The organism is Pseudidiomarina marina, assembly GCF_044807045.1.
GTDB classification, from domain to species: Bacteria; Pseudomonadota; Gammaproteobacteria; order Enterobacterales; family Alteromonadaceae; genus Pseudidiomarina; species Pseudidiomarina marina.
In genome coordinates, this window is the sequence record NZ_CP085233.1 from 2,181,490 (window position 1) to 2,201,427 (window position 19,938).

The 19,938-nt window shown below is 44.8% G+C and carries 18 protein-coding genes and 1 tRNA gene; 15 read left to right on the top strand and 4 right to left on the bottom strand.

What is annotated here, in order from left to right; translation table 11 throughout:
• The first annotated feature begins 126 nt into the window (after positions 1–126).
• Genes LG272_RS10435 through LG272_RS10445 form a run of 3 tightly spaced genes read left to right on the top strand, consistent with a single transcriptional unit; the run spans position 127 to position 3,930 of the window.
• Positions 127–1,155: a Fe(3+) ABC transporter substrate-binding protein gene (locus LG272_RS10435; protein ID WP_241967952.1), complete on the top strand. Its 1,029-nt coding sequence runs from the start codon at positions 127–129 to the stop codon at positions 1,153–1,155.
• Entirely contained in the window at positions 1,155–2,825 is a 1,671-nt protein-coding gene (locus tag LG272_RS10440; RefSeq protein ID WP_404408389.1) for an ABC transporter permease, read from the top strand. The genes LG272_RS10435 and LG272_RS10440 overlap by 1 nt, the downstream gene beginning before the upstream one ends.
• Positions 2,806–3,930, top strand: coding sequence for an ABC transporter ATP-binding protein (locus tag LG272_RS10445; RefSeq protein ID WP_126759250.1), 1,125 nt, complete (start codon positions 2,806–2,808; stop codon positions 3,928–3,930). The genes LG272_RS10440 and LG272_RS10445 overlap by 20 nt, the downstream gene beginning before the upstream one ends.
• Here the strand turns inward: LG272_RS10445 and LG272_RS10450 are convergent.
• Positions 3,907–4,872, bottom strand: coding sequence for a CorA family divalent cation transporter (locus LG272_RS10450; protein WP_126759251.1), 966 nt, complete (start codon positions 4,870–4,872; stop codon positions 3,907–3,909). The genes LG272_RS10445 and LG272_RS10450 overlap by 24 nt on opposite strands.
• A 115-nt stretch (positions 4,873–4,987) precedes the next feature.
• On the opposite strand from LG272_RS10450, the gene LG272_RS10455 reads away from it, so the two are divergent.
• The 6 genes from LG272_RS10455 to LG272_RS10480 all read left to right on the top strand — a co-directional run bounded on the left by LG272_RS10455 (position 4,988) and on the right by LG272_RS10480 (position 8,774).
• Complete coding sequence (locus tag LG272_RS10455) at positions 4,988–5,962, top strand: calcium/sodium antiporter (protein ID WP_404408392.1); 975 nt, start codon at positions 4,988–4,990, stop codon at positions 5,960–5,962.
• On the top strand, positions 5,959–6,405 hold the full coding sequence (locus LG272_RS10460; RefSeq protein WP_157980806.1) for a DUF3429 domain-containing protein: 447 nt from the start codon (positions 5,959–5,961) through the stop codon (positions 6,403–6,405). The genes LG272_RS10455 and LG272_RS10460 overlap by 4 nt, the downstream gene beginning before the upstream one ends.
• A 167-nt stretch (positions 6,406–6,572) precedes the next feature.
• Positions 6,573–6,794: a bacterioferritin-associated ferredoxin gene (locus tag LG272_RS10465; RefSeq protein ID WP_126759254.1), complete on the top strand. Its 222-nt coding sequence runs from the start codon at positions 6,573–6,575 to the stop codon at positions 6,792–6,794.
• Between the two features lie 33 nt (positions 6,795–6,827).
• Complete coding sequence (bfr, locus tag LG272_RS10470; RefSeq protein ID WP_126759255.1) at positions 6,828–7,301, top strand: bacterioferritin; 474 nt, start codon at positions 6,828–6,830, stop codon at positions 7,299–7,301.
• Between the two features lie 9 nt (positions 7,302–7,310).
• Positions 7,311–7,784, top strand: coding sequence for a bacterioferritin (gene bfr, locus LG272_RS10475; RefSeq protein WP_126759256.1), 474 nt, complete (start codon positions 7,311–7,313; stop codon positions 7,782–7,784).
• Between the two features lie 6 nt (positions 7,785–7,790).
• The gene (locus LG272_RS10480) at positions 7,791–8,774 is read left to right on the top strand and encodes a mechanosensitive ion channel family protein (RefSeq protein WP_404408395.1); all 984 of its coding nucleotides are present in this window, start codon (positions 7,791–7,793) and stop codon (positions 8,772–8,774) included.
• Between the two features lie 12 nt (positions 8,775–8,786).
• Here the strand turns inward: LG272_RS10480 and LG272_RS10485 are convergent, their stop codons facing one another.
• Positions 8,787–10,658 (bottom strand): propionyl-CoA synthetase, encoded by a 1,872-nt coding sequence (locus LG272_RS10485; protein ID WP_404408397.1) that lies wholly within the window; start codon positions 10,656–10,658, stop codon positions 8,787–8,789.
• A gap of 242 nt (positions 10,659–10,900) precedes the next feature.
• Between LG272_RS10485 and LG272_RS10490 the strand changes: the two genes are divergently transcribed.
• The 3 genes from LG272_RS10490 (at position 10,901) to LG272_RS10500 (ending at position 13,423) form a co-directional block, all read left to right on the top strand.
• A tRNA-Ser gene (locus LG272_RS10490) sits at positions 10,901–10,991 on the top strand.
• 96 nt (positions 10,992–11,087) lie between these two features.
• Complete coding sequence (locus LG272_RS10495) at positions 11,088–12,875, top strand: DUF6538 domain-containing protein (RefSeq protein ID WP_404408399.1); 1,788 nt, start codon at positions 11,088–11,090, stop codon at positions 12,873–12,875.
• Between the two features lie 311 nt (positions 12,876–13,186).
• Positions 13,187–13,423: a hypothetical protein gene (locus tag LG272_RS10500; protein WP_404408401.1), complete on the top strand. Its 237-nt coding sequence runs from the start codon at positions 13,187–13,189 to the stop codon at positions 13,421–13,423.
• Here LG272_RS10500 and LG272_RS10505 read toward each other — a convergent pair.
• A complete protein-coding gene (locus LG272_RS10505; RefSeq protein WP_404408403.1) occupies positions 13,420–14,721 on the bottom strand; it encodes a hypothetical protein in 1,302 nt (433 codons plus the stop codon). The two genes, LG272_RS10500 and LG272_RS10505, sit on opposite strands and share 4 nt — an antisense overlap.
• A 531-nt stretch (positions 14,722–15,252) precedes the next feature.
• Positions 15,253–15,807, bottom strand: coding sequence for a recombinase family protein (locus LG272_RS10510; protein ID WP_404408405.1), 555 nt, complete (start codon positions 15,805–15,807; stop codon positions 15,253–15,255).
• Between the two features lie 264 nt (positions 15,808–16,071).
• Between LG272_RS10510 and LG272_RS10515 the strand changes: the two genes are divergently transcribed.
• The 3 genes from LG272_RS10515 to LG272_RS10525 all read left to right on the top strand — a co-directional run bounded on the left by LG272_RS10515 (position 16,072) and on the right by LG272_RS10525 (position 19,460).
• Entirely contained in the window at positions 16,072–17,160 is a 1,089-nt protein-coding gene (locus LG272_RS10515) for a hypothetical protein (protein ID WP_404408407.1), read from the top strand.
• 376 nt (positions 17,161–17,536) lie between these two features.
• On the top strand, positions 17,537–18,871 hold the full coding sequence (locus LG272_RS10520; protein WP_404408409.1) for a hypothetical protein: 1,335 nt from the start codon (positions 17,537–17,539) through the stop codon (positions 18,869–18,871).
• On the top strand, positions 18,858–19,460 hold the full coding sequence (locus LG272_RS10525; RefSeq protein WP_404408411.1) for a hypothetical protein: 603 nt from the start codon (positions 18,858–18,860) through the stop codon (positions 19,458–19,460). Before LG272_RS10520 ends, LG272_RS10525 begins: the two co-directional genes overlap by 14 nt.
• Positions 19,461–19,938: the final 478 nt, after the last annotated feature.

Genomic DNA, 19,938 nt, shown 5'->3' on the forward strand with positions numbered 1-19,938 from the left:
TTTACAATCAGTTGTTGATAACAATTCTCATTTGCGTCAAACTAATTGTAGGTACCAAATGCGAATCAATATCGTTCGTTATCTTTTTTCGATATACTTCAACCCATCAATACGAGGTATTCAATCATGAGTTCAACTATGTTGCGTAAAATATTCACTGTAACCGCGATTGCAGCAAGTTTAACAGCAACGGTAGCACAAGCAGCTACAGTTAACCTGTATTCTGCGCGCAAAGAAGCGCTAATTAAGCCGGTCTTAGAAAAGTTTACCGCAGAAACCGGTATTGAAGTACGCCTTTTAACGGGTGGTGGTGATGCCCTTCTCGCTCGTTTACAGAATGAAGGCAAAAACACCCCTGCGGATTTATTTCTGACGGTTGATGCTGGCAACTTGCATCGTGCCGCTGAAGCAGGCGTATTCCAACCGCTGACATCAGCCAAAGCATTAGAGTCCGTGCCAGCACATTTGCACGGTACCGATAACCTTTGGATTGGTTTGAGCTTACGCGCTCGCCCAATTTTTTATGCTGCTGACCGTGTCGACCCGAGCCAATTGACTGGGTATGAAGATTTGGCAAAACCTGAGTGGAACAAGAAAGTTTGTATTCGTTCATCAGACAATATTTATAACCAATCGCTTACTGCTGCTTTGATTGAGCATTGGGGCGAAGAAAAAACAGAAGCATGGGCAAAAGGTCTCGTAAATAACTTAGCGAAACCACCTGTTGGCGGTGACCGTGATCAGTTAAAAGCCGCTGCAGCTGGTGTCTGCGATATAGCAGTAGCAAACACTTACTATTTTGGTCTTATGCAGACCGGCGATGACGCTGAACAACGTGAAGCCGCGAGTAAACTCAAAATTTTCTGGCCGAACCAAGATAGTTTCGGCACTCATGTGAACGTTTCTGGCATCGGCTTAACCAAGCATGCAAAAAACAAAACTGAAGCGCAGCAACTGATTGAGTTTTTGCTGTCGGTTGAGTCACAAGCTTGGTATGCGGCTACCAACAATGAGTACCCTGCCGTCGAAGGCGTTGAGTGGAGTGAGACGTTGCAGGCGTGGGGCGACTTCAAAGCTGATGATTTGTCGATGACTTTCTTAGGCGAAAATAACGCTGCAGCCGTTAAATTGATGAATCGAGCTGGCTGGCGTTAATGCGCTTTAATTTGTGGCGCCAACTGACATTAATTGCAACGGCCGTCGTTATTGGCGTGCCGTTGCTCGTTATTTTCTGGTCGGTGCTACAACTCGTATGGAGTAACGACACCTCTACGCTCAGTCATCTTTGGGCCACCGTCGTTCCGGAGTACATTCGACATTCAATCATCCTGTTAGTGGGTGTCGCTGTCGGTGTCATTACGCTTGGCGTCACTACCGCATGGCTTACAACGGCTTGCCGCTTCCCAGGGCAACGAATTCTCAGTTGGGCGCTATTACTCCCTCTGGCAATGCCCGCCTACATTACCGCCTACACCTATACTGGCATGCTGGACTTTGCCGGTCCTGTGCAATCGACTTTGCGCGATTGGTTTGGGTGGGGTTACGGCGATTATTGGTTTCCTGAGATTCGCAGTCTTGGTGGTGCCATTGTCGTGCTGAGTTTGGTTCTGTTTCCATACGTGTACCTCATTACCCGTGCGACGTTTATCCAACAATCTGCGACAACCTTAGAAGCCGGACGCAGTTTAGGATTAAACCCATGGCAATGCTTCCTACGTTTAGCCTTGCCGCTAGCTCGCCCCGCTATTGTTACTGGCGCCACATTAGCATTGATGGAAACCTTAGCCGATTATGGCACCGTCCAGTATTTTGGCGTCACGACATTTACTACCGGTATTTTTAGAACGTGGTACGGTCTGGGAGACTTACAAGGCGCATTGCAACTCGCTGGCATGCTACTTGTGGCAGTTATTTTATTAATATTCATTGAGCGCTGGTCGCGTCGCCAAGCGCGATACGATCAACGCAACAATCGCCCGGCGCCGCCATTTCAACTGAACGGTTGGAAAGCCATTGCAGCGAGTATTGCGTGCTGGCTGCCATTACTGTTTGGCTTTATTTTACCGGCTTTGCAACTGACAAGCTGGTCGATTGAGCGCAGCGAAGTCTGGCAAGATCCTGAGTTTTGGCAACTGACGATGAATAGCTTTGGCCTTGCCGTGCTTGCAGCTGTTCTGGTAGTGACAATGGCGTTGTGGTTAGCCTATGGTCGCCGCCAAATCCCAACCAAAATTGTCCGCACCAGCGTTGCCTTCGCAGGTTTGGGCTACGCCATTCCGGGTCTAGTGATAGCGGTTGGCTTAATGGTATTTCTTACCAGTATTGATCACGTCATCATTGCCCTTAGCGAATCGTGGTTCGGTGTGAATCCCGGATTATTATTATCGGGTACAGTGTTTGCCTTATTATTTGCCTACAGCGTTCGCTTTTTAAGTGTTTCGCTACAGACAATTCAGGCCGGGCTCGGTGAGATTCGTCCAAGTATGGATGAAGCAGCACGTATTCAAGGTTACAAACCACTACAGGTGTTGCGCAAAATTCATTTGCCATTGTTACGCCCAAGCGTTCTTACCGCACTCATTTTAGTTGGTGTCGATGTTTTGAAAGAGCTACCAGCAACCTTGGTATTGCGCCCTTTTGACTTTAATACTCTCGCCGTTCGCGCATACGAAATGGCAGGAGACGAACGTCTCGCCGATGCTGGCCCGCCAGCATTGATGATGGTATTGGTGGGGCTGATTCCAGTTATTTTATTGTCTCGCGCTATGTTAAAGTCGCAACAATCTGCATTAAAGGAGCAAGAGTTTGTCCCGGTTACAGCTTGATAACATTCACATTAGCTTCGGTGCACTACACATTGTTCGTGGCGTTACCTTGGAGCTCAAGCAAGGCGAAATTGGTTGCCTGTTAGGCCCAAGCGGGTGCGGTAAAACAACGTTATTGCGCGCCATTGCCGGTTTTCAAGCGTTACAGTCAGGCTTCATTCATATTGACGACTCAAGTGTATCCGATGAAAAACACACGTTAGCACCTGAACAGCGTGGCGTTGGCATGGTTTTTCAAGACTTTGCTTTATTTCCGCACTTAAACGTTGAAGACAACATTAGTTTTGGCATGCGTAAGGCCAGCGCGATTGAGCGAAGCAAACGCGTAGATGAACTACTTGATCGTATCGGTTTACCCGGATATCACAAACGTTTCCCCCACGAACTTTCGGGGGGACAGCAACAACGCATCGCTTTAGCCCGAGCTCTTGCGCCCAAGCCACGATTGCTGTTACTTGATGAACCATTCTCCAGTCTCGATGCCGAGTTGCGCGAACGGTTAGCTGTCGAAGTACGTGAGTTGCTGAAAAAAGAAGGAATTACTGCGTTATTAGTCACGCACGATCAACAAGAAGCCTTTGCCATGGCAGACAAAGCTGGTGTCATGTATCAAGGCGAATTGTTGCAATGGGATACCCCGTATCAGCTGTATCACCAACCAAAGCATCAGCTAGTTGCTGACTTTATTGGGCACGGCGTTTTGCTACAAGGCACCGTGAACACGGAAGGTTCGTTGGCATCACCACTTGGTATGCTTGAGCACCCGAGCTTATTGCAAATTCCAGCAGGAACACCAGTGAGCTTTCTTGTACGTCCAGATGATTTAGTTCCTGATCCAACATCACGTCTTCGCGGCACCATTAAAGCGCGTGGTTTCCGTGGTGCGCACAACCTTTATACGATTGAACTAGCAAGCGGCGTTGAGATTCTGACACTAAGTCCATCCCATGAAGAGTTCACTGTCGGTGCCAATATCGGCCTAAGACCTGAGTTTGATCACCTCGTTGTATTTGCTGCAGATCACTGTGAACTGCCAGGCTTTCACGATCAAGCCCCGACTGTGCAGCCGCTACCAACGGTGTTACCAAAAACGCAATCGGCGTAATAATAAAAATTCAACGACGGCAATGATAAGTAACGCAGCGCTAAATATCCAAAACGCGCTGTTGTCGTCAACGCCTGGCATTCCGCCTATATTGATGCCAAACAAACCGGTCAGAAAACTAATCGGCAAGAACACCCCAGCAACCATCGACAGCCAGTAAGTGTTGCGATTCATCTTTTCCGCCAAATCCTGCTGTAAGTGCTCGCGCAACATCCACACCTGCTCAAGCAACATTTCCATATTTTCGAGTTCACGATGGGTATTGTCACGCTCGTTCAATAACCACTGTGTCCAATCGGCATCAAACCATTTACTGCTATCGGCGGCCAACTTATCCAAGGCTGTTAATTGAGGGCGAACAAAGCGTGTTAGTCGTAGCAGGCGACGATGCAATTGCGTCAACGCTGACTGGCGTTCGCTGGTTGTTCCTTGTTCATCATCTTCCAAGGCTTCCATTTCGGCTTCAATGTTATCTTGCAGTTGTTCAATTTTATTGGTCATTTCATCGACAAGATGCAACATAAAATCAGGTAATGATTGAGGTCCTTGTTGTTGCTCCAAAGCACGTTGAATTAACTGAACAGCTTTAACGGGACGCCGGCGAAAACTATACAAGTTCCCCTTAAAATACAGAATACGAAGACTCACCATATCTTCAGGTTGATCACTTTCAGCTAAATTTACACCGCGAAGAATAAGCAAAAAACCATCATTTAGACGATCAAAGCGAGGTCGCGTATCTTCCTCTAAAACGGCATCAATAATCGGTTCCGGAATGCCTGAGTCAATGAGCCAATCGGCTAGTCCGGGAATATTTCGTTGAAAATGAAACCAGCTATTTTGTCGTTCATGAAATTTGTCATGAATCGGTTGCGCAGGATGCTGACTGAAATCCCAACTATCAATCATAAATTCTGGTCGAGCTAACTGCTTGTCCGTCATAACGAAATCCTCTTTTTGTTCGTGCTTTCAGTCTAGACTGTTCAACACTGCATTCACAAGTACTACGAATTCAAGTTAAAATATTGACCAACTTAATAAAACACCAAGGAATTTTATGTTACTCGCGATTGCGGCCATTGTTGTTGGATTAGCTTTGTTAGTTTGGAGCGCCGACCGATTTGTTGATGGTGCCGCTGCTACAGCCAATCATTTCGGTATGCCTGCCCTCCTTATCGGTATGGTGATCATCGGTTTTGGTACTTCAGCACCTGAAATGGTCGTCTCCGCTTTAGCTTCCGCGCAAGGTAATCCAGGTCTTGCACTAGGAAATGCCTACGGCTCAAATATCACGAACATTGCACTTATTTTAGGCATCACTGCCATTTTGGCGCCAATAGCCGTTGCCAGCCAGGTATTAAAGCGCGAAGCGCCCATGCTCATAGCGATTACCCTTCTGGCCGCTTGGCCACTTGTCGATGGCGTTATCACGAAATTAGAAGCATGGATTTTACTGGCCATCTTTGCGAGCTATCTCGGCTGGAGTATCTATCAAGGCATGACCGGCAGTGATGACGTATTAAGTAGCGAATTTGATCAAGAACTCAAAGAAACAGCGATGCCAGTAAGCCGTGCAATTACTTGGCTCGTAGTCGGGTTGATCTTATTAATCATCAGCTCACGTATCCTAGTTTGGGGCGCCGTCGATATTGCGACCGCATTAGGCGTTAGCGATCTCGTTATTGGTCTCACCGTTGTTGCAGTCGGAACCTCATTACCCGAATTAGCATCGGCGATAGCTGCTGTTCGTAAAAATGAACATGACTTAGCGCTCGGTAATGTCATCGGCTCTAACATGTTTAATACGCTCGCCGTTGTCGGTATAGCCGGTGCCATTACACCAATATCGCTTGAACCGTTGGTGTTAAGCCGCGATTGGTTAATGATGACCGTATTAACCTTTATGTTGCTAATTTTTGCATTCCGCCCAAATAACCGACCGAATCGTATAAACCGAGTTCATGGCGGCATCTTTGTGGCATGCTATATTGGCTACACCATTTACGTACTACAAACAGGATTTATCGCATGAATTTAATCTCACAATATACGGCTCAGCGCCTTGGCTTCGCAGGACTTGCACCGTTTATTGTGTTGACCGTCATGGCGTTGCTCGATCTTCAAGGCGAGCTCGCCATGACACTGTTTATTCTTTATAGCGCTATTATTTTCAGTTTCCTTGGCGGTATCCATTGGGGACTATGCATGACCGACGACGACCGCGACCATCGCCGCAGCCTGCAATGGAGCATGGTGCCGTCCGTTACCGGCTTTGCCGTGCTCGTTGCAACCCAGCTCCCCATTTGTCGCGATTCAACACTTTCGTTCTTAGCGGTGCTAGCGCTACTTCATCTATTCTGGCTTAACTATGAACGCCGCAAGCTCAGCGCACATGCCTGGTATCTAGAGTTGCGCGGCCGTTTGACATTTACGGTGGTAGCACTGCACGTCATCCTACTCATCATCAGCCTCTGAAGAGCAAAGGCGATATTAGCTATTGGATATTAGATATTAGCGCCGATGTATCAGGTATGTATCTTTTACTAATATCTAATATCCAATAGCAAATATCCTTTTTCGTTTTTATTGCGAATCATTCTTGTTTGCGTTATCATTAGTTCCGTTAAAGTACGGAGCTAACTATGTACGTATGTCTATGCAAAGGTGTCACAGATAAAACCATTCGTCGTGCCGTCGACGATGGCTTAAGCAGTATGCGTGAACTGCGCCAGCAATATGGCGTTGGAACGCAGTGTGGCTGCTGTAATCAGTGTGCGAAAGACATTGTAAAAGACGCCGTCGCTGAACGTAATGCACGATTAAAATCTGAAACTTTATTGCCAGTCGAGGTGTGCTACGCTTAAGCTGTTAGAAAATAACAGTTAGGAGTTGTAGTCATGAAAGGCGACAGTAAGGTTTTACAAGAGCTTAATCGCATACTCACCCGCAAGCTTACCGCTATTAATCAATATTTTTTGCATGCCCGCATGTACAAAAACTGGGGATTTGGTGAGCTCAATAGCAAAATCTATAAAGCATCTATTTATGAAATGAAACACGCTGATGACATCATCGAGCGTATTTTATTCTTAGGTGGCCTGCCGAACCTGCAAGATCTTGGCAAACTCTATATTGGTGAAGATCCGCATGAAATGCTGCAGCTTGATCACAAAGTTCAAATGGACGATGTTCTCGCTATTCGCGCCGCAATTGCTGTGTGCGAAGGTGCACAGGATTACGTGAGCCGTGACGAATTAACAGAAATACTTGAACAACAAGAAGAGCATCTCGACTGGTTAGAAACGCAGCTTGATTTGGTCGAAAAGATTGGTCTAGCGAAGTACTTACAAACCAAACTTGATAGCGAATAAGGAGTGAACATGAATCTTGACCATCAAGCCATTGTAGAGCAACTGAATAAGCTACTTGCGTACGAGCTAACCTCTATCGATCAATACACCGCGCATTCACGTATCTATGAAGATATGGGTTTAGAAAAACTCTATGAACGCATTAACCACGAAGTGGATGACGAACGTGGACACGCCGATTTACTGATTCGACGCATTCTGTTTCTGGGTGGTCAACCCAATATGAATGGGCGCGAACCTCACACCATTGCTAACGAAGTACCTACCATGCTCGCGAACGATTTAGAATTGGAGTACGGCAATGCGCGAACACTGCGCAGTGTGATTAAGTTTTGCGAACAGGCCGGTGACTTTGTCTCGCGAGATATGCTCATTGGAATCTTAAAAGACACGGAAGAAGATCATGCATATTGGCTACGCCAGCAATTAGAACTCATCGAGAAGTTAGGATTAGAGCTTTATTTACAAGCACAAATGGGATAACGCTGCATGGAGCAATTTCTCGCTGAAACGAAACATTTGTTTGGATGGTTGCAAACCGAACTCTTTAAAGTAGGCGAAACATCAATCACCTACGGTTCGATTTTCCGTGTGGTGCTGATACTGGTCGTCACTTACATCTTCTCGCGGCTATTACAGAATGCCCTGCGTCGTATTGCCAGCTATCGTAAATCAATGGCGCAATCGTCAGTTTATGCACTAACACGTATCACTCATTACGTGGTGATGGTGATTGGTGCCTTGATTGCCGTGTCATCAGTAGGCATTGATCTGACAAAATTCGCCATCTTTGCTAGTGCGCTTGGTGTGGGCGTTGGTTTTGGTTTGCAAAACCTCATCAGCAACTTCACCGCCGGCATCATGTTGTTATTCGAAAAAACCTTAAAAGTTGGCGATTTTGTCGAACTTGAGTCAGGTGTTACCGGCGAAGTGAAAGAAATTAATATCCGCAGCACCATTGTCACAACCAATGACAACATCGATATTATTGTCCCTAATTCGGAGTTTGTTTCCGGACGCGTCACCAATTGGACTATGCGCGATACATTACGCCGAATTAAGATTGGCTTCGGCGTTGCTTACGGTACCGACAAAGAGCTGGTCAGGAAAGCCGTCCTCGAGGCCGCAGAGCGCGTTCCACATACCCTGAATGATGGAAGTCACCGTCCACCGCAAGTATGGCTTACCGAGTTTGGTGACAGTTCGCTGAACTTTGAACTCGTGGTCTGGCTCAAACCTGAGGCTGTGAATCGTCCAAGTGCCGTGAGAGCGGCGTTTATGTGGGAAATTCATACATCGTTGGAAGAACATGGTATCGAGATTCCATTCCCGCAACGCGACTTGCATATTCGTAGTTGGAATAGCGACGCAAGAGTACAAACCGAATCACTATCAAAAACGCAAGCAAAGAAAAGCAGCACCGCATCGAAGTCAAAGAAACGCCCCGAAAACGACGCTGCCGAAGAACTTTAAACGAATCGCGAGTTAGCTTAAGCGCTCGCGAATTTCGTCAATACAGGTAGGGTCATCAATCGTTGACGGTACCACCACCTCTTCGCCATCAGCAATTTGGCGCAAGACGCGCCGCAAAATTTTACCTGAGCGAGTCTTGGGTAGCCGCGGTACTACTAAAATTTTCTTCAAACACGCGACGGCACCAATTTCATCCCGCACCAGTTGCACAAGACGAGAGCTCAACTCGTCATCACTGATCGTCACGCCATCTTTCGTAATCACCAAACCAACCGGTACCTGGCCTTTCAAAGAGTCTTGCACACCAATGACTGCGCATTCGGCAACGGCAGTATCTTTCGCGAGAACTTCTTCCATTTCGCCGGTGGATAAACGGTGCCCGGCGACATTAATGACGTCATCGGTACGTCCCATAATAAAAACGTAACCATCATCGTCCTTATAACCACCGTCGCCAGTTGAATAGTAACCATCAAACTCACGCAAATAGCCACTAACAAAACGCGCTTCATCATTCCAAATTGTGGTCAAGCAACCTGGCGGTAACGGCAACTTAATCGCTACTGCACCCTGCTCATTGGCAGCAATCTCTTGGCCTTTATAATCCAAAATACGCACATCGTAACCCGGCATTGGCAAGGTCGCTGAGCCTGGCTTAATGGGATGCTCCGCAATACCAACTGGGTTTGCGCAAATCGGCCAACCAGATTCTGTCTGCCACCAATGGTCATAAACTGGCTTTCCGGTAACTTCGGTCGTCCATTCATAGGTTGGCGGATCCAGACGCTCTCCTGCCATATAAATACGCTCTAACGCACTAAGATCATATTGCTCTAATAACTTACCTTCGGGATCTTCCTTTTTAACCGCGCGAAACGCAGTTGGCGCGCTGAATAAAACCGCAACTTTATACTCAGAACAAATACGCCAAAATGCCCCTGCATCCGGCGTTCTAACAGGTTTTCCTTCATACAATATAGTCGTCGCGCCAGCGAGCAATGGACCATAAACAATATACGAATGACCAACAACCCAGCCGACATCCGACGCCGTAAACATAACCTGACCCGGCTTGATGTCATAAACAGTTTGCATGGAATACTTAAGCGCTACTGCGTAGCCGCCGGTGTCGCGTACCACGCCCTTTGGCTTACCCGTGGTACCCGATGTATACAACACATACAGCGGATGTGTACTTGGTACTACGGTGCATTCGGCTGGCGTCACTTTCGCAACCTCAGCCTGCCAATCTAAGTCGCCCGGTTGAGTTAAATCGGCATGACATTGTTCACGCTGATATACCATCACATTTGCTGGCTTATGTACGGCTTCAGCGATTGCTTTATCTACCATCGGCTTATACGGAATAACGCGATTCACCTCGACACCACATGAAGCTGTTACCACCACCTTAGGTGTCGCATCATCAATTCTCACAGCAAGTTCATGGGGTGCAAAACCACCAAACACCACCGAGTGAATCGCACCTAACCGAGCGCAGGCGAGCATTGCAATAGCAGCCTGAGGAATCATCGGCATATAAATAACAACACGATCGCCTTTTTTGACATGGTGTTTCTTTAACAACCCAGCAAACAAGGCAACTTCATCACGCAACTGGCGATATGTATACTGCTGTTTCGTTTCGGTTACTGGCGAGTCATAAATCAGCGCAATTTGGTCACCCCTACCGTTATCAACATGGTAATCCAATGCCATAAACGACACATTCAACTCACCATCCGCAAACCAATCAGCCGTTCCATTAGCCTTTAACTGGCATGCTTTGCTCGGCTCCTTAAACCAGTGCAACTGCCCTGCTTGCTTTAGCCAAAACGCCTCGGTGCGTTGCAACGAAGATTCATATTCGCGCGGGTAACTCATGGTAAAAATCCTTATCTACTACTACTTCGTCTAATGTAGCGCGTTACCAGCTTTTTCCCATACGACTTAGGTCTGAAACGGAACTGCGATTACGATATTAGCTATTGGATATTGGATATTGGTTAAAGCCAAATACCCGATACATCAGTTCTAATATCGAATATCCAATAGCGAATATCGCTTTTGTTTTCCAAGCGTAGTTGATTTAACCGGGGCTTTTCCCTATCATACCGCCACCTTCAGGAGAGGTGTCCGAGTGGTTGAAGGAGCACGCCTGGAAAGTGTGTATACGCTAACCGCGTATCGAGGGTTCGAATCCCTCTCTCTCCGCCAGATTACTTAAGTCTTTGAAATTCAAAGATTAGCTTATATAACAGTGATTTATTGACCCTGAGTATGTACAAGAGTGGTACAGAAAGGTGGTACAGAATGAGTGTTATGGCACAACCATATAAGCATCCGAAAACGGGCGTTTATCAAGTCCGTAGAGCTGTTCCGAAAGCTCTTAGAGAAATTATCGGCAAGCACGAAATCAAGCGCTCACTTGGTACAAAGAGTCTTGCCGAAGCTCGCAAGTTATTTCCCACGATATACGCTGGCATTGACGCTGAGTTTGAAAAAGCTCGGCTTGTCGTTCAACAGCGCCAGCAATACGAAGAAAAAGCTCTAGCTCAGCCCGACAATCTGAACCTACGAGACATCAAGATTCTAGCGACACGCTACTACAACCAAGAACTTAAGCGCATGATGGATAGCCCTACGCTTGGCACTCCTGACATGCTTAAGTACGACATGATGATAGTTAGGTTGAATGCTTGGCAAGCTCATGCCAACGCTATGCCTGATGAAGTGGTAACAGCAGTCGACCTAGCAAATGACCTAAGCGCCAGCGAAGTACCTCTTGATGTGAACGCTGAGCTTTACGAGTTATTCGCTGATGATGCGGAGAGTCTGCTCAGAGAAGCCAACAGAGCTGTTCCTCGTGATAGTGAGCAGTTCAAACGACTACTTCAAGCTATCGCTGAGGTCATCCCTAAGCTACGCCAAGATGTCATTGACCTTGTACGGTTAACAGGTACAGAGCCACAGCTACAACCAATGGCGAACGCTGAGCTGTCTCAGTCAAACACTGAGTCACCTAATGTCGTTCGTTTATACAGTGAAAAGAAAAAAACAGAGGACGAAATATCCTCTGTATTTGAACGCTACAAAGTGTCTATGCGGCTCCATAGTACGAAGAACGAGCGTACGGTAGATAAAACCTTGAGAGACTACTCGATAGCCATAAAACGCTTTATTGAGTTCACTGGTGACAAGTCAATTGCTGAAGTAACAAAGCGAGACATCAATGAATTCAGAGCGATATTGTTACAGCTACCGAGTAGACCGACACGAGATGTCGCAGGTCGACCATTAAACGAGCAGATCGACCTCGCTCAACGTAAAGGTCTAACCCTGCTTTCGCCTAAAACCGTTCGCAAGCAACTCATGGCGGTTAGCTCGTTGTTTGAATATGCCGTTGAAAATGAGTTGTGCGCCAGCAACCCTGTTCACGGAGCAACCAAGCGCTTAACGCTAGCTGATGAACGAAACGATGGCTCTCAGAAACAATACAACGCTGAGCAACTCAAACGCATATTCTCTAGTGGCATCTTTACTGATAATCACCGACCTAAGACTGGCGTTTACGGTGAAGCCGTCTATTGGTTGCCGTTACTCGCCTACTACACTGGCGCTCGGGTAGAGGAACTAGCTCAGCTTTACGTTCGTGACATCAAACATGAAAACAGTATTGCTTACATTCATATCATCGCTGATAGCTCAGACAAGAGCGTGAAGAACAAATCTAGCGTTCGCAGAGTGCCGCTTCACGCCCATCTGTTAGAGCTTGGTTTCTTGGGTTATGTCGCTCAACAAGCGAATGATGGTCGAGTATTCCCGAAACTCAAGCAAGGTAGCGACGGACGCTTCTCAGGTCGAGTCTCAAAATGGCTTGGTGAATACTTCCGAGAAGAACTCAAGTTAGGTAGCAACGCTAAACCAATGCATGGCTTTCGGCATTCATTCAAGACCATCGCTCGTGACGTTGGCATTCCGAAAGAAATCAGCGACAGAATTACAGGTCATAGCTCAGGTGATGTAGCGGATACTTACGGTGAGTATTCATTAGAGCTGATGAGTAGAGAGTTGAACAAGATTCCAAAGCTGGCGCTTTGAATCAACAACACAACCGCAACCATCGTTTCCAATGAAGACGGAATGTTCGACCTTAATGATATTTGGCGCATATTCGTTTCTGACAAAGAAAACAAACGTCCTAGCGAGTGGCGACGTAAACTCAGAACTCATTTGAACCATACCGCAAATTTGCAGTTCGGTCATACTCGTGACCAATTAACTCGCTGTGCATATTTGTATACCGAGTCAATGGCGTAACAAGGTACGTGACCATTTGGAAGAAACTGCAAATATGCAGGTTGTTAATGGCGGTCAAAAAGGTAAGTAAGCACTTTGACGAGACTGCAAATATGCAGGTTCGTAGAATCGACTCTCAGAAAGACGGTGGTTGGCAAACCTTAGCAACACTAGAAGCACTCTACGCATACGCCATGTGGGTAGACGTTAAGTTCTACATGGTGGTTGTTGAAGCATTCGCAGCGTTAACTCGTGGTGACACTGAGGAAGCTAAGCGTATCGCTAATCAGTGCGTATCTGTTCGCAATAAACTGCGAGAGCATCACGACGCATGTTCGGGCTGTCGCTAGGCACAGATTACAGGTAGAAAACCGAAGCGTTGCTCGTATTCGCTATGAATTATCTCAGCCAGAGTATCAGCTTTGCTCGCACCAGCTAGAAAGCTATCGTGAATGGGTATCACTGGAATCCCCTGTTCAGCGGCTTTTAGCTGTATCCCCCTCGCCAGTTCACTATCTAAGTATTGCAGTTGCTTCCAACTCGACGAATACAAGAACTCAGCGATTGGCTTGTGGGCTTGCCTAAAGCTCTCTATGGCTTGCTTTGCTTCATTTGAGGTAAACCCTAAACTTTGACGAATAGCGCCAGCGGCAGACTTCTCTGAGTCAGCATTAAGCGCAATTAACGCCACTTTCTTGGCTGTCTCTCGGTCATATCCGTCAATGTCATAACCATCGGCTGGCGCTGGCTTCCCCAGATAGTTGTAGAGCATACGAACGTGCATGCTTTTGATGTCTTGTTCAGTCGTTGGCTCACCATTAATGATGATAGTCGAGCGCTCAGTCTTGCTTAGACACTGAGCATTCCCGTAATACCGACCACCGATACTGAATGAACCTTTGAATGAGCGTTTGAAGCGGACATTACGAGAGCCTAGCGCCACATATTGGTCACTTAGAAACGCTTTACCAGTGTCGATATGGATGCGTTCAGCAGGACGATAAGCCCACGTTACTGACTCTCTCAGTTCATTCAATAGCTCTAGCTCTGAGCGCATTAAGCGTGTCTCTTCGTTGTCTCGGTAGTCGATGAGTTCACCCTCGTCATCTTTAAGCACAATCGGCTCAACGCTATCGTGAAATGGTATCACCTCAGAGCTGGCGCTAAGTTCACTGAGAAGCTCTCTAGCGCTATTTGTTGGCAACCAAAGGGAGAGCAGTCCTTTCGTATGGTTCTTCCCTTTAAACCCTCGGTAAAGCGCCAAGAAGCCTCTATTAGCCAGATCTCTCAGTACCGATGCAAAGAGTACACGGCTAAAGTCGTTGTCTTTGTACCGCTTAATCTCTCGCTTGTACTTGCTCAGCGTAGAGCAGAGAAATCCAGTAGGCTCTTGGTATCTGTCGGTTTCACTCAGCGCATTAGCGATGTTCAATAAGGCTGACTGAAAGGCTTGCTTTGTACCACGCTTAGCTCTGTTGCTAATGCTTGGATACCACTCACTAAGCAGGTCATCTATTGCACTACCTGATAACCCTGAGCTGGTGTCTAGAGATACATCTCGAACAAACTCAGTGAAATCATGGTGTTCACATAATGTCTTTGACCATTCGTAGTTACGTTTTGAATGTGTAATTGACTGTTGAATCATGTAGTCCTCCGTAAGAGGACGCTAGGTAGGCTCAAGGTTTTCTAAACCATACCCTAATGACTTAAGGTCGTCTCTAAGATAGCTAAGTCACCCCCAGCGTCTGCTTGGTTAAATAACAACTAATGAAAGGAAGTCAGTGAGGTCTAGTGCTTGGTCAATGCTTGGCTAGTAGATGGTTGATGGTTACTAAGACAAGGCTAGTCATCTGTTTATAGACCAGTCGAAATCACTTAGTTTGATTATTAATCAATCAACCCAAGACAAGTTAACTGGTAACTAACAGACCGACTCTTAGCTCACCGTTACCTTGATTGTTATTGAGTAATTATCTACCAAGCCAATGACCAGAAAATCACTAGCCACTGACAAAGTATCGACAAGACCACCACAACTGCGGCAACTTTGTCATAGGGGTGGGAGTTACTTGATAACGCTAAAACAGGGGCTTAGCCTCCCCATAGGGATGTGATATAAAAATTAACTAATCCATAAATGATAGTTATATAGAGCCAACTAAAGCAGACTGAGAGACTAGCCCTCAGCCTGTTCTTCAAGTATCCGATAGACCGTCGCTCGACCAATCCCTAGCTTCTTGGCTATCTGCATCTTCTTAACGCCTTGCTGGCGAAGCTCAAGCACCTTGTCTCTATCGACAGACTTCTTACGCCCTTTGTAAACGCCACGTTGTTTAGCTTTCTCTATACCCTCTCGCTGGCGCTCTAAGATAATCGCTCGCTCAAACTCAGCGACAGATCCCATAACTGACAGAATGAGCTTCTGCATGGGGTTGTTCTCAGCACCACCAAAGGTCATGTTCTCTTTCTTGAATTGAACCTGAACACCTTTGTTATCGAAGAACCTGATTAAATCGAGTAAGTCCTCTAGGTTACGAGCCATTCGGTCAATGCTATGCACATGAACGATGTCACCCTCTCGGACATGAGCCTTTAGCTGTTCTAGTTGTGGACGCTCGGTAGTAGAGCCTGAGCATTTATCAGTGAACACTCGGTCTAACTGAATACCGTCAAGCTGTCGGTCGGTCTTTTGGTCAACTGTTGATACTCGGATGTAACCAATGTTTTGCATGTCTGTATAACCTCAACTGTCTCTTTTAAGTCTAGACCGCTAAAGTTATACTGCCTCAAAATATAAAAATCAACTCTATTGATACACTTTTTGTGTCTCATACGAGTGTATCGCTACTCTATACCTAAAAAAGATAAATCTGTGGTTGTTAAGCTGGCATGCAAAAAATATCAATTAGAGTTACAGTGAAATAGTTTAACCTTCGACTGGAGCAGAGTTTTGTCGTCAATACTAATTAATAACTTCCCGAAGAAATTAAATTTAATGAAGTCATGGAATGAGCAACGTCAAGAATGGATGAGTGACGCAAAAGCGTTCCTTGGATTTTACAGCTCACCTAGTGAATTTATTAACGGATACAACTCTGCCATACGTAAGCTGTTTTTGAGTCTTATTCTCCACAACACCGTCTATTTACGTCACCAAGATTACTTGGACTGCATCGAGCTGATAGGTGGGGAGAATATGCTAGATTTGCTAAAAGATGATGCCATAAGAGTGGTTTATGATGTTCATGACTATACGTTTAGTAATCGTGACAATGACAACTGGCAATTAGAAACGATGATTCGACTTGCTCCACTCAAAGATATCTATAAAGACGAATCATCAATCTGCCATGAAAATAAAAAGATTCAAGGAGAGCTTAGGACGCTCACAGAGAGATATCGTTTATTTTTCGATGTAAATCCAAAAGATGGAACAACTGATAAATACTCGAGTTTAATTGTCAGAGAGGCATCAATGGATGTTGAACAGGAAGCCTATGCTCTGAAATTTGGTTTCCGACCAAATGCCCAATTCTCACTTGAAAAAGCGTTAAATGGCCTGAGAATATGTGATGTTCTAACTGGGTATGCCATGCAAAAAGAGCTAGGTGTAGAGACAGTAATTCAAGACGCTTTTGCACGAGATTATATAGAGCAAAAAATTTTACTAACCGGCCAAAAAGACCAATCAGTAGAGTGTTTCGAAACGATTCTTTCAAATAAAGGTGTTCCAGATATATATGAACTCCTGAAAGGTGGAATAATTGATTTTCAAGACGTGCTCAAAATTCGAAACAGCCGACAAGCAGAACTGTTTAGGCAGTGGATAAAACAAAAGGACTATGACGAGAGAGAGGTCATGATTGAGTTACTAAAACCGTGCAGGTCGAACATACAATCAAGACTCGTTTCTTTTATAGTTCCAACTAGTTTGGGGCTCATTAACCCAGCACTCGGGGTAATTGCCGCAGCTGGAGAGTCATTTTTGTTAAATATGATAGCCGACCATTGGAACCCAAAATTATTTTTGGACGAGTCACTTGCCTCATTTTTAAATGAAAAAATTAAACAGCAGGAGAAATGATTAGCTCAAAGATATGACCTCCTCCCTCTATGGGGGGGACTTGGAAATTTAACAAGTCGAGTTAGCTTACAAATTTTTTTAGAAAAATGTTCGGGCGTCGAAATAATCAACTATTACATAAAGATAGATATAGACTAGTAGATATTAGAGTGTTCTAGAGAGAATTTTGCGTGGTTTATTAGCTGATATTTCGGGCTTTACCTTTAAACCAAACCAATAGGGTTGTAACACGTTATAAGGACTTTCGATTATTGCTTAGAGTTCAGCTCTGAAAGAAATATGTATTATTCAATGTTTCATTATTACCAGAAGCCGATTTTCAGGCTAACTATAGGCATACAACCACTCGACCAATTCAATTTATAGGGATTTTATATTGAACAACGTACAAAATATATTAATTGCGGCGACGCTCGCCGAGCAATTTGCCAAAGAGAACAACCTCGCAAGCTATTTCAGGGGCAAGCAGAAGTTATTCATACCCAGAATTGCTCACCCTGAGGGTGGTGAAATATACATTGGTGATAAATCATACGAGGCACTAACTCCCTTGATTAAGCTCGCTTATCAGCAAGATAACAATCTTAAGAGGGTTACATTTAATGAAGTTCGCCACCTTGCATTAGGGTTGTTCGGTGATTTTTTATTTGGACGTATACAAGGGTTAGAAACGGACGAAAAATTTTTAAAAAAGTTAAATGAGCGAATAATGGAAACTCTCAAGTCATTTCAAGTCGTAGTTCCTTGTAACATAGGCTACCCAACAGATAAGGAACACGAAATAAACTTCGGCTCTGCCAAACTAATTAACGTGATGAAACTTGAACGCTTACTCAATAGTGAGTGGAAACATTTAGATGACCAAGTGATAGAAAAATACTGGATTGAAACTGAAAATCACTACAGAAAATTCTTTTGGTTTTTAGTCATCGATACTCCTCCGGTATCTTCACTTGAGATTGCGAGAAAAATTGCAAAGACAACAGCGTACCACGCTATCAATCTGCTCCATTTGTTCTTGCCTCAAATTTATTCAAATAAATGGGAGGTTGGGTTTCATTTGAATCCCACCCCACAAGCCTACTCGATATTTAGCGAATCTCGAAAATTGAATTATTATATTGAACAAAGCTTTACTGGTGGAAATGCCGGAATCGACCCCAGTTTTTGGGATGACGTTCAAAACGGCGAAATGCGCGAATACATTGAGATCCAGTCAATATGCATTGATTCATTTTTGAATCTTCGCAAACCACCACCAGCAGTAAGTAGGTTACTTGATGCCACATACTGGATTGGTGATGCTATTCGTGAGACGAGTGCGCCCACACGAATAATTAAATATGTAATGGGCCTAGAACGCCTTGTATTTTTCAAGAAAGAACGTTCTTGCAAGAAAAAGATTTTTGCAAACCGCATCACACTATTATTGATACAAATAGGTTTTATATCTCGGGCTGAAGCAGGTCAAATGCATCTAGCATGTAAAGACTTGTACAGGATAAGAAGTGAAATCAGCCACGGGGCGTCTTCCCCGTTTGAAGAAACGTTGAATTTGTCGATTAACAAGGTTCATGATATTGCTAGGTTCTCTGTGATGTCCTACATGCGATTGGTAAAAGACCTGACAGAGGAAAATAATACAGATACCCTTTTAAAGAATTGGTTTAAAAGATTTGTTCCTGAGCTGAATTTTGATGATGGTGATTGAAATTATGGCAAAAATATTTGAAAGTTGGATATCCTGTTTCATAGTCGTTATTGGACTTGTTGCTCTCGGTGCTTTGTTTGGATATGACCTTGCACAGTTCCAAGGGGTTAGCAATATCATCACGGCGATAGGTACGCTAATGCTTGGCTTTGCCGCTTTTCTTGCGTTTCCTATTTGGACACAACAGCAACGAAGTCGATTTCAAGCAAGTATTTCAGCCGAGTGCTATGCAAAACTCTCGTTGATTACCTACAAACTTAATACTGATATTCCCAACTTCCGAGCCGCTCAATTTATAAGCGACAATAGTCACTCTACTAACATCCCATCTGAAAAAGCTTTAGCAAAACAAGAGATTATAAAAGATATCGAAGAACTTTTAATGGTACTAAAGGATTTCATAGTACCTCGCTCGACTATCTTAGGTTCGGATTTTTACGACAAGGTGGAAGCATTTACGTTTGAGTTAGACCGCTTAACTTCGGGCACCCAACTTCAGAAAATAACCAGCCAAAACTTAGAGGATGTGATTCAGCAACTAGATAGCCTCCTGTGTTTTCTAAGGCGCAAATCAATGTTTGAAATATGACCATACAATTGAGAATATAGAGGTTTATGCATTTAATTCGGTACAGAAAAGTGGTACAGTAGCAAAAGAATATAGGCTTCAGGAAGTCAATAAATTCAATAGGTTATAAGATTTCAGGCTGTATCGAGGGTTCGAATCCCTCTCTCTCCGCCAGATACAAGAGAACCGCCGTTAGGCGGTTTTTTTGTATCTGATGGAGAGTGCGGACTTGATGAGAACTCTCAGGGTTCGACCAAACGGCAGGATTGCCGTTTGGCACAGCCGTTAGGCGGTTTTTTCATATTTGAAGCTCATCACGTTCGTAATTGAACATACGATTAAAGCTATTTAACGACCTTATATAGTGGAATATCTAGATTTATCTTTTTGTTTTTAAATAGATAAATAATTTTTAGTAATCTTAAAAATTTACTTTCCTCTCGTTATTCTCTCCCCTGCCCACTTGCGTTGCCTGAATATCTCCGTAACTTGATGTGTT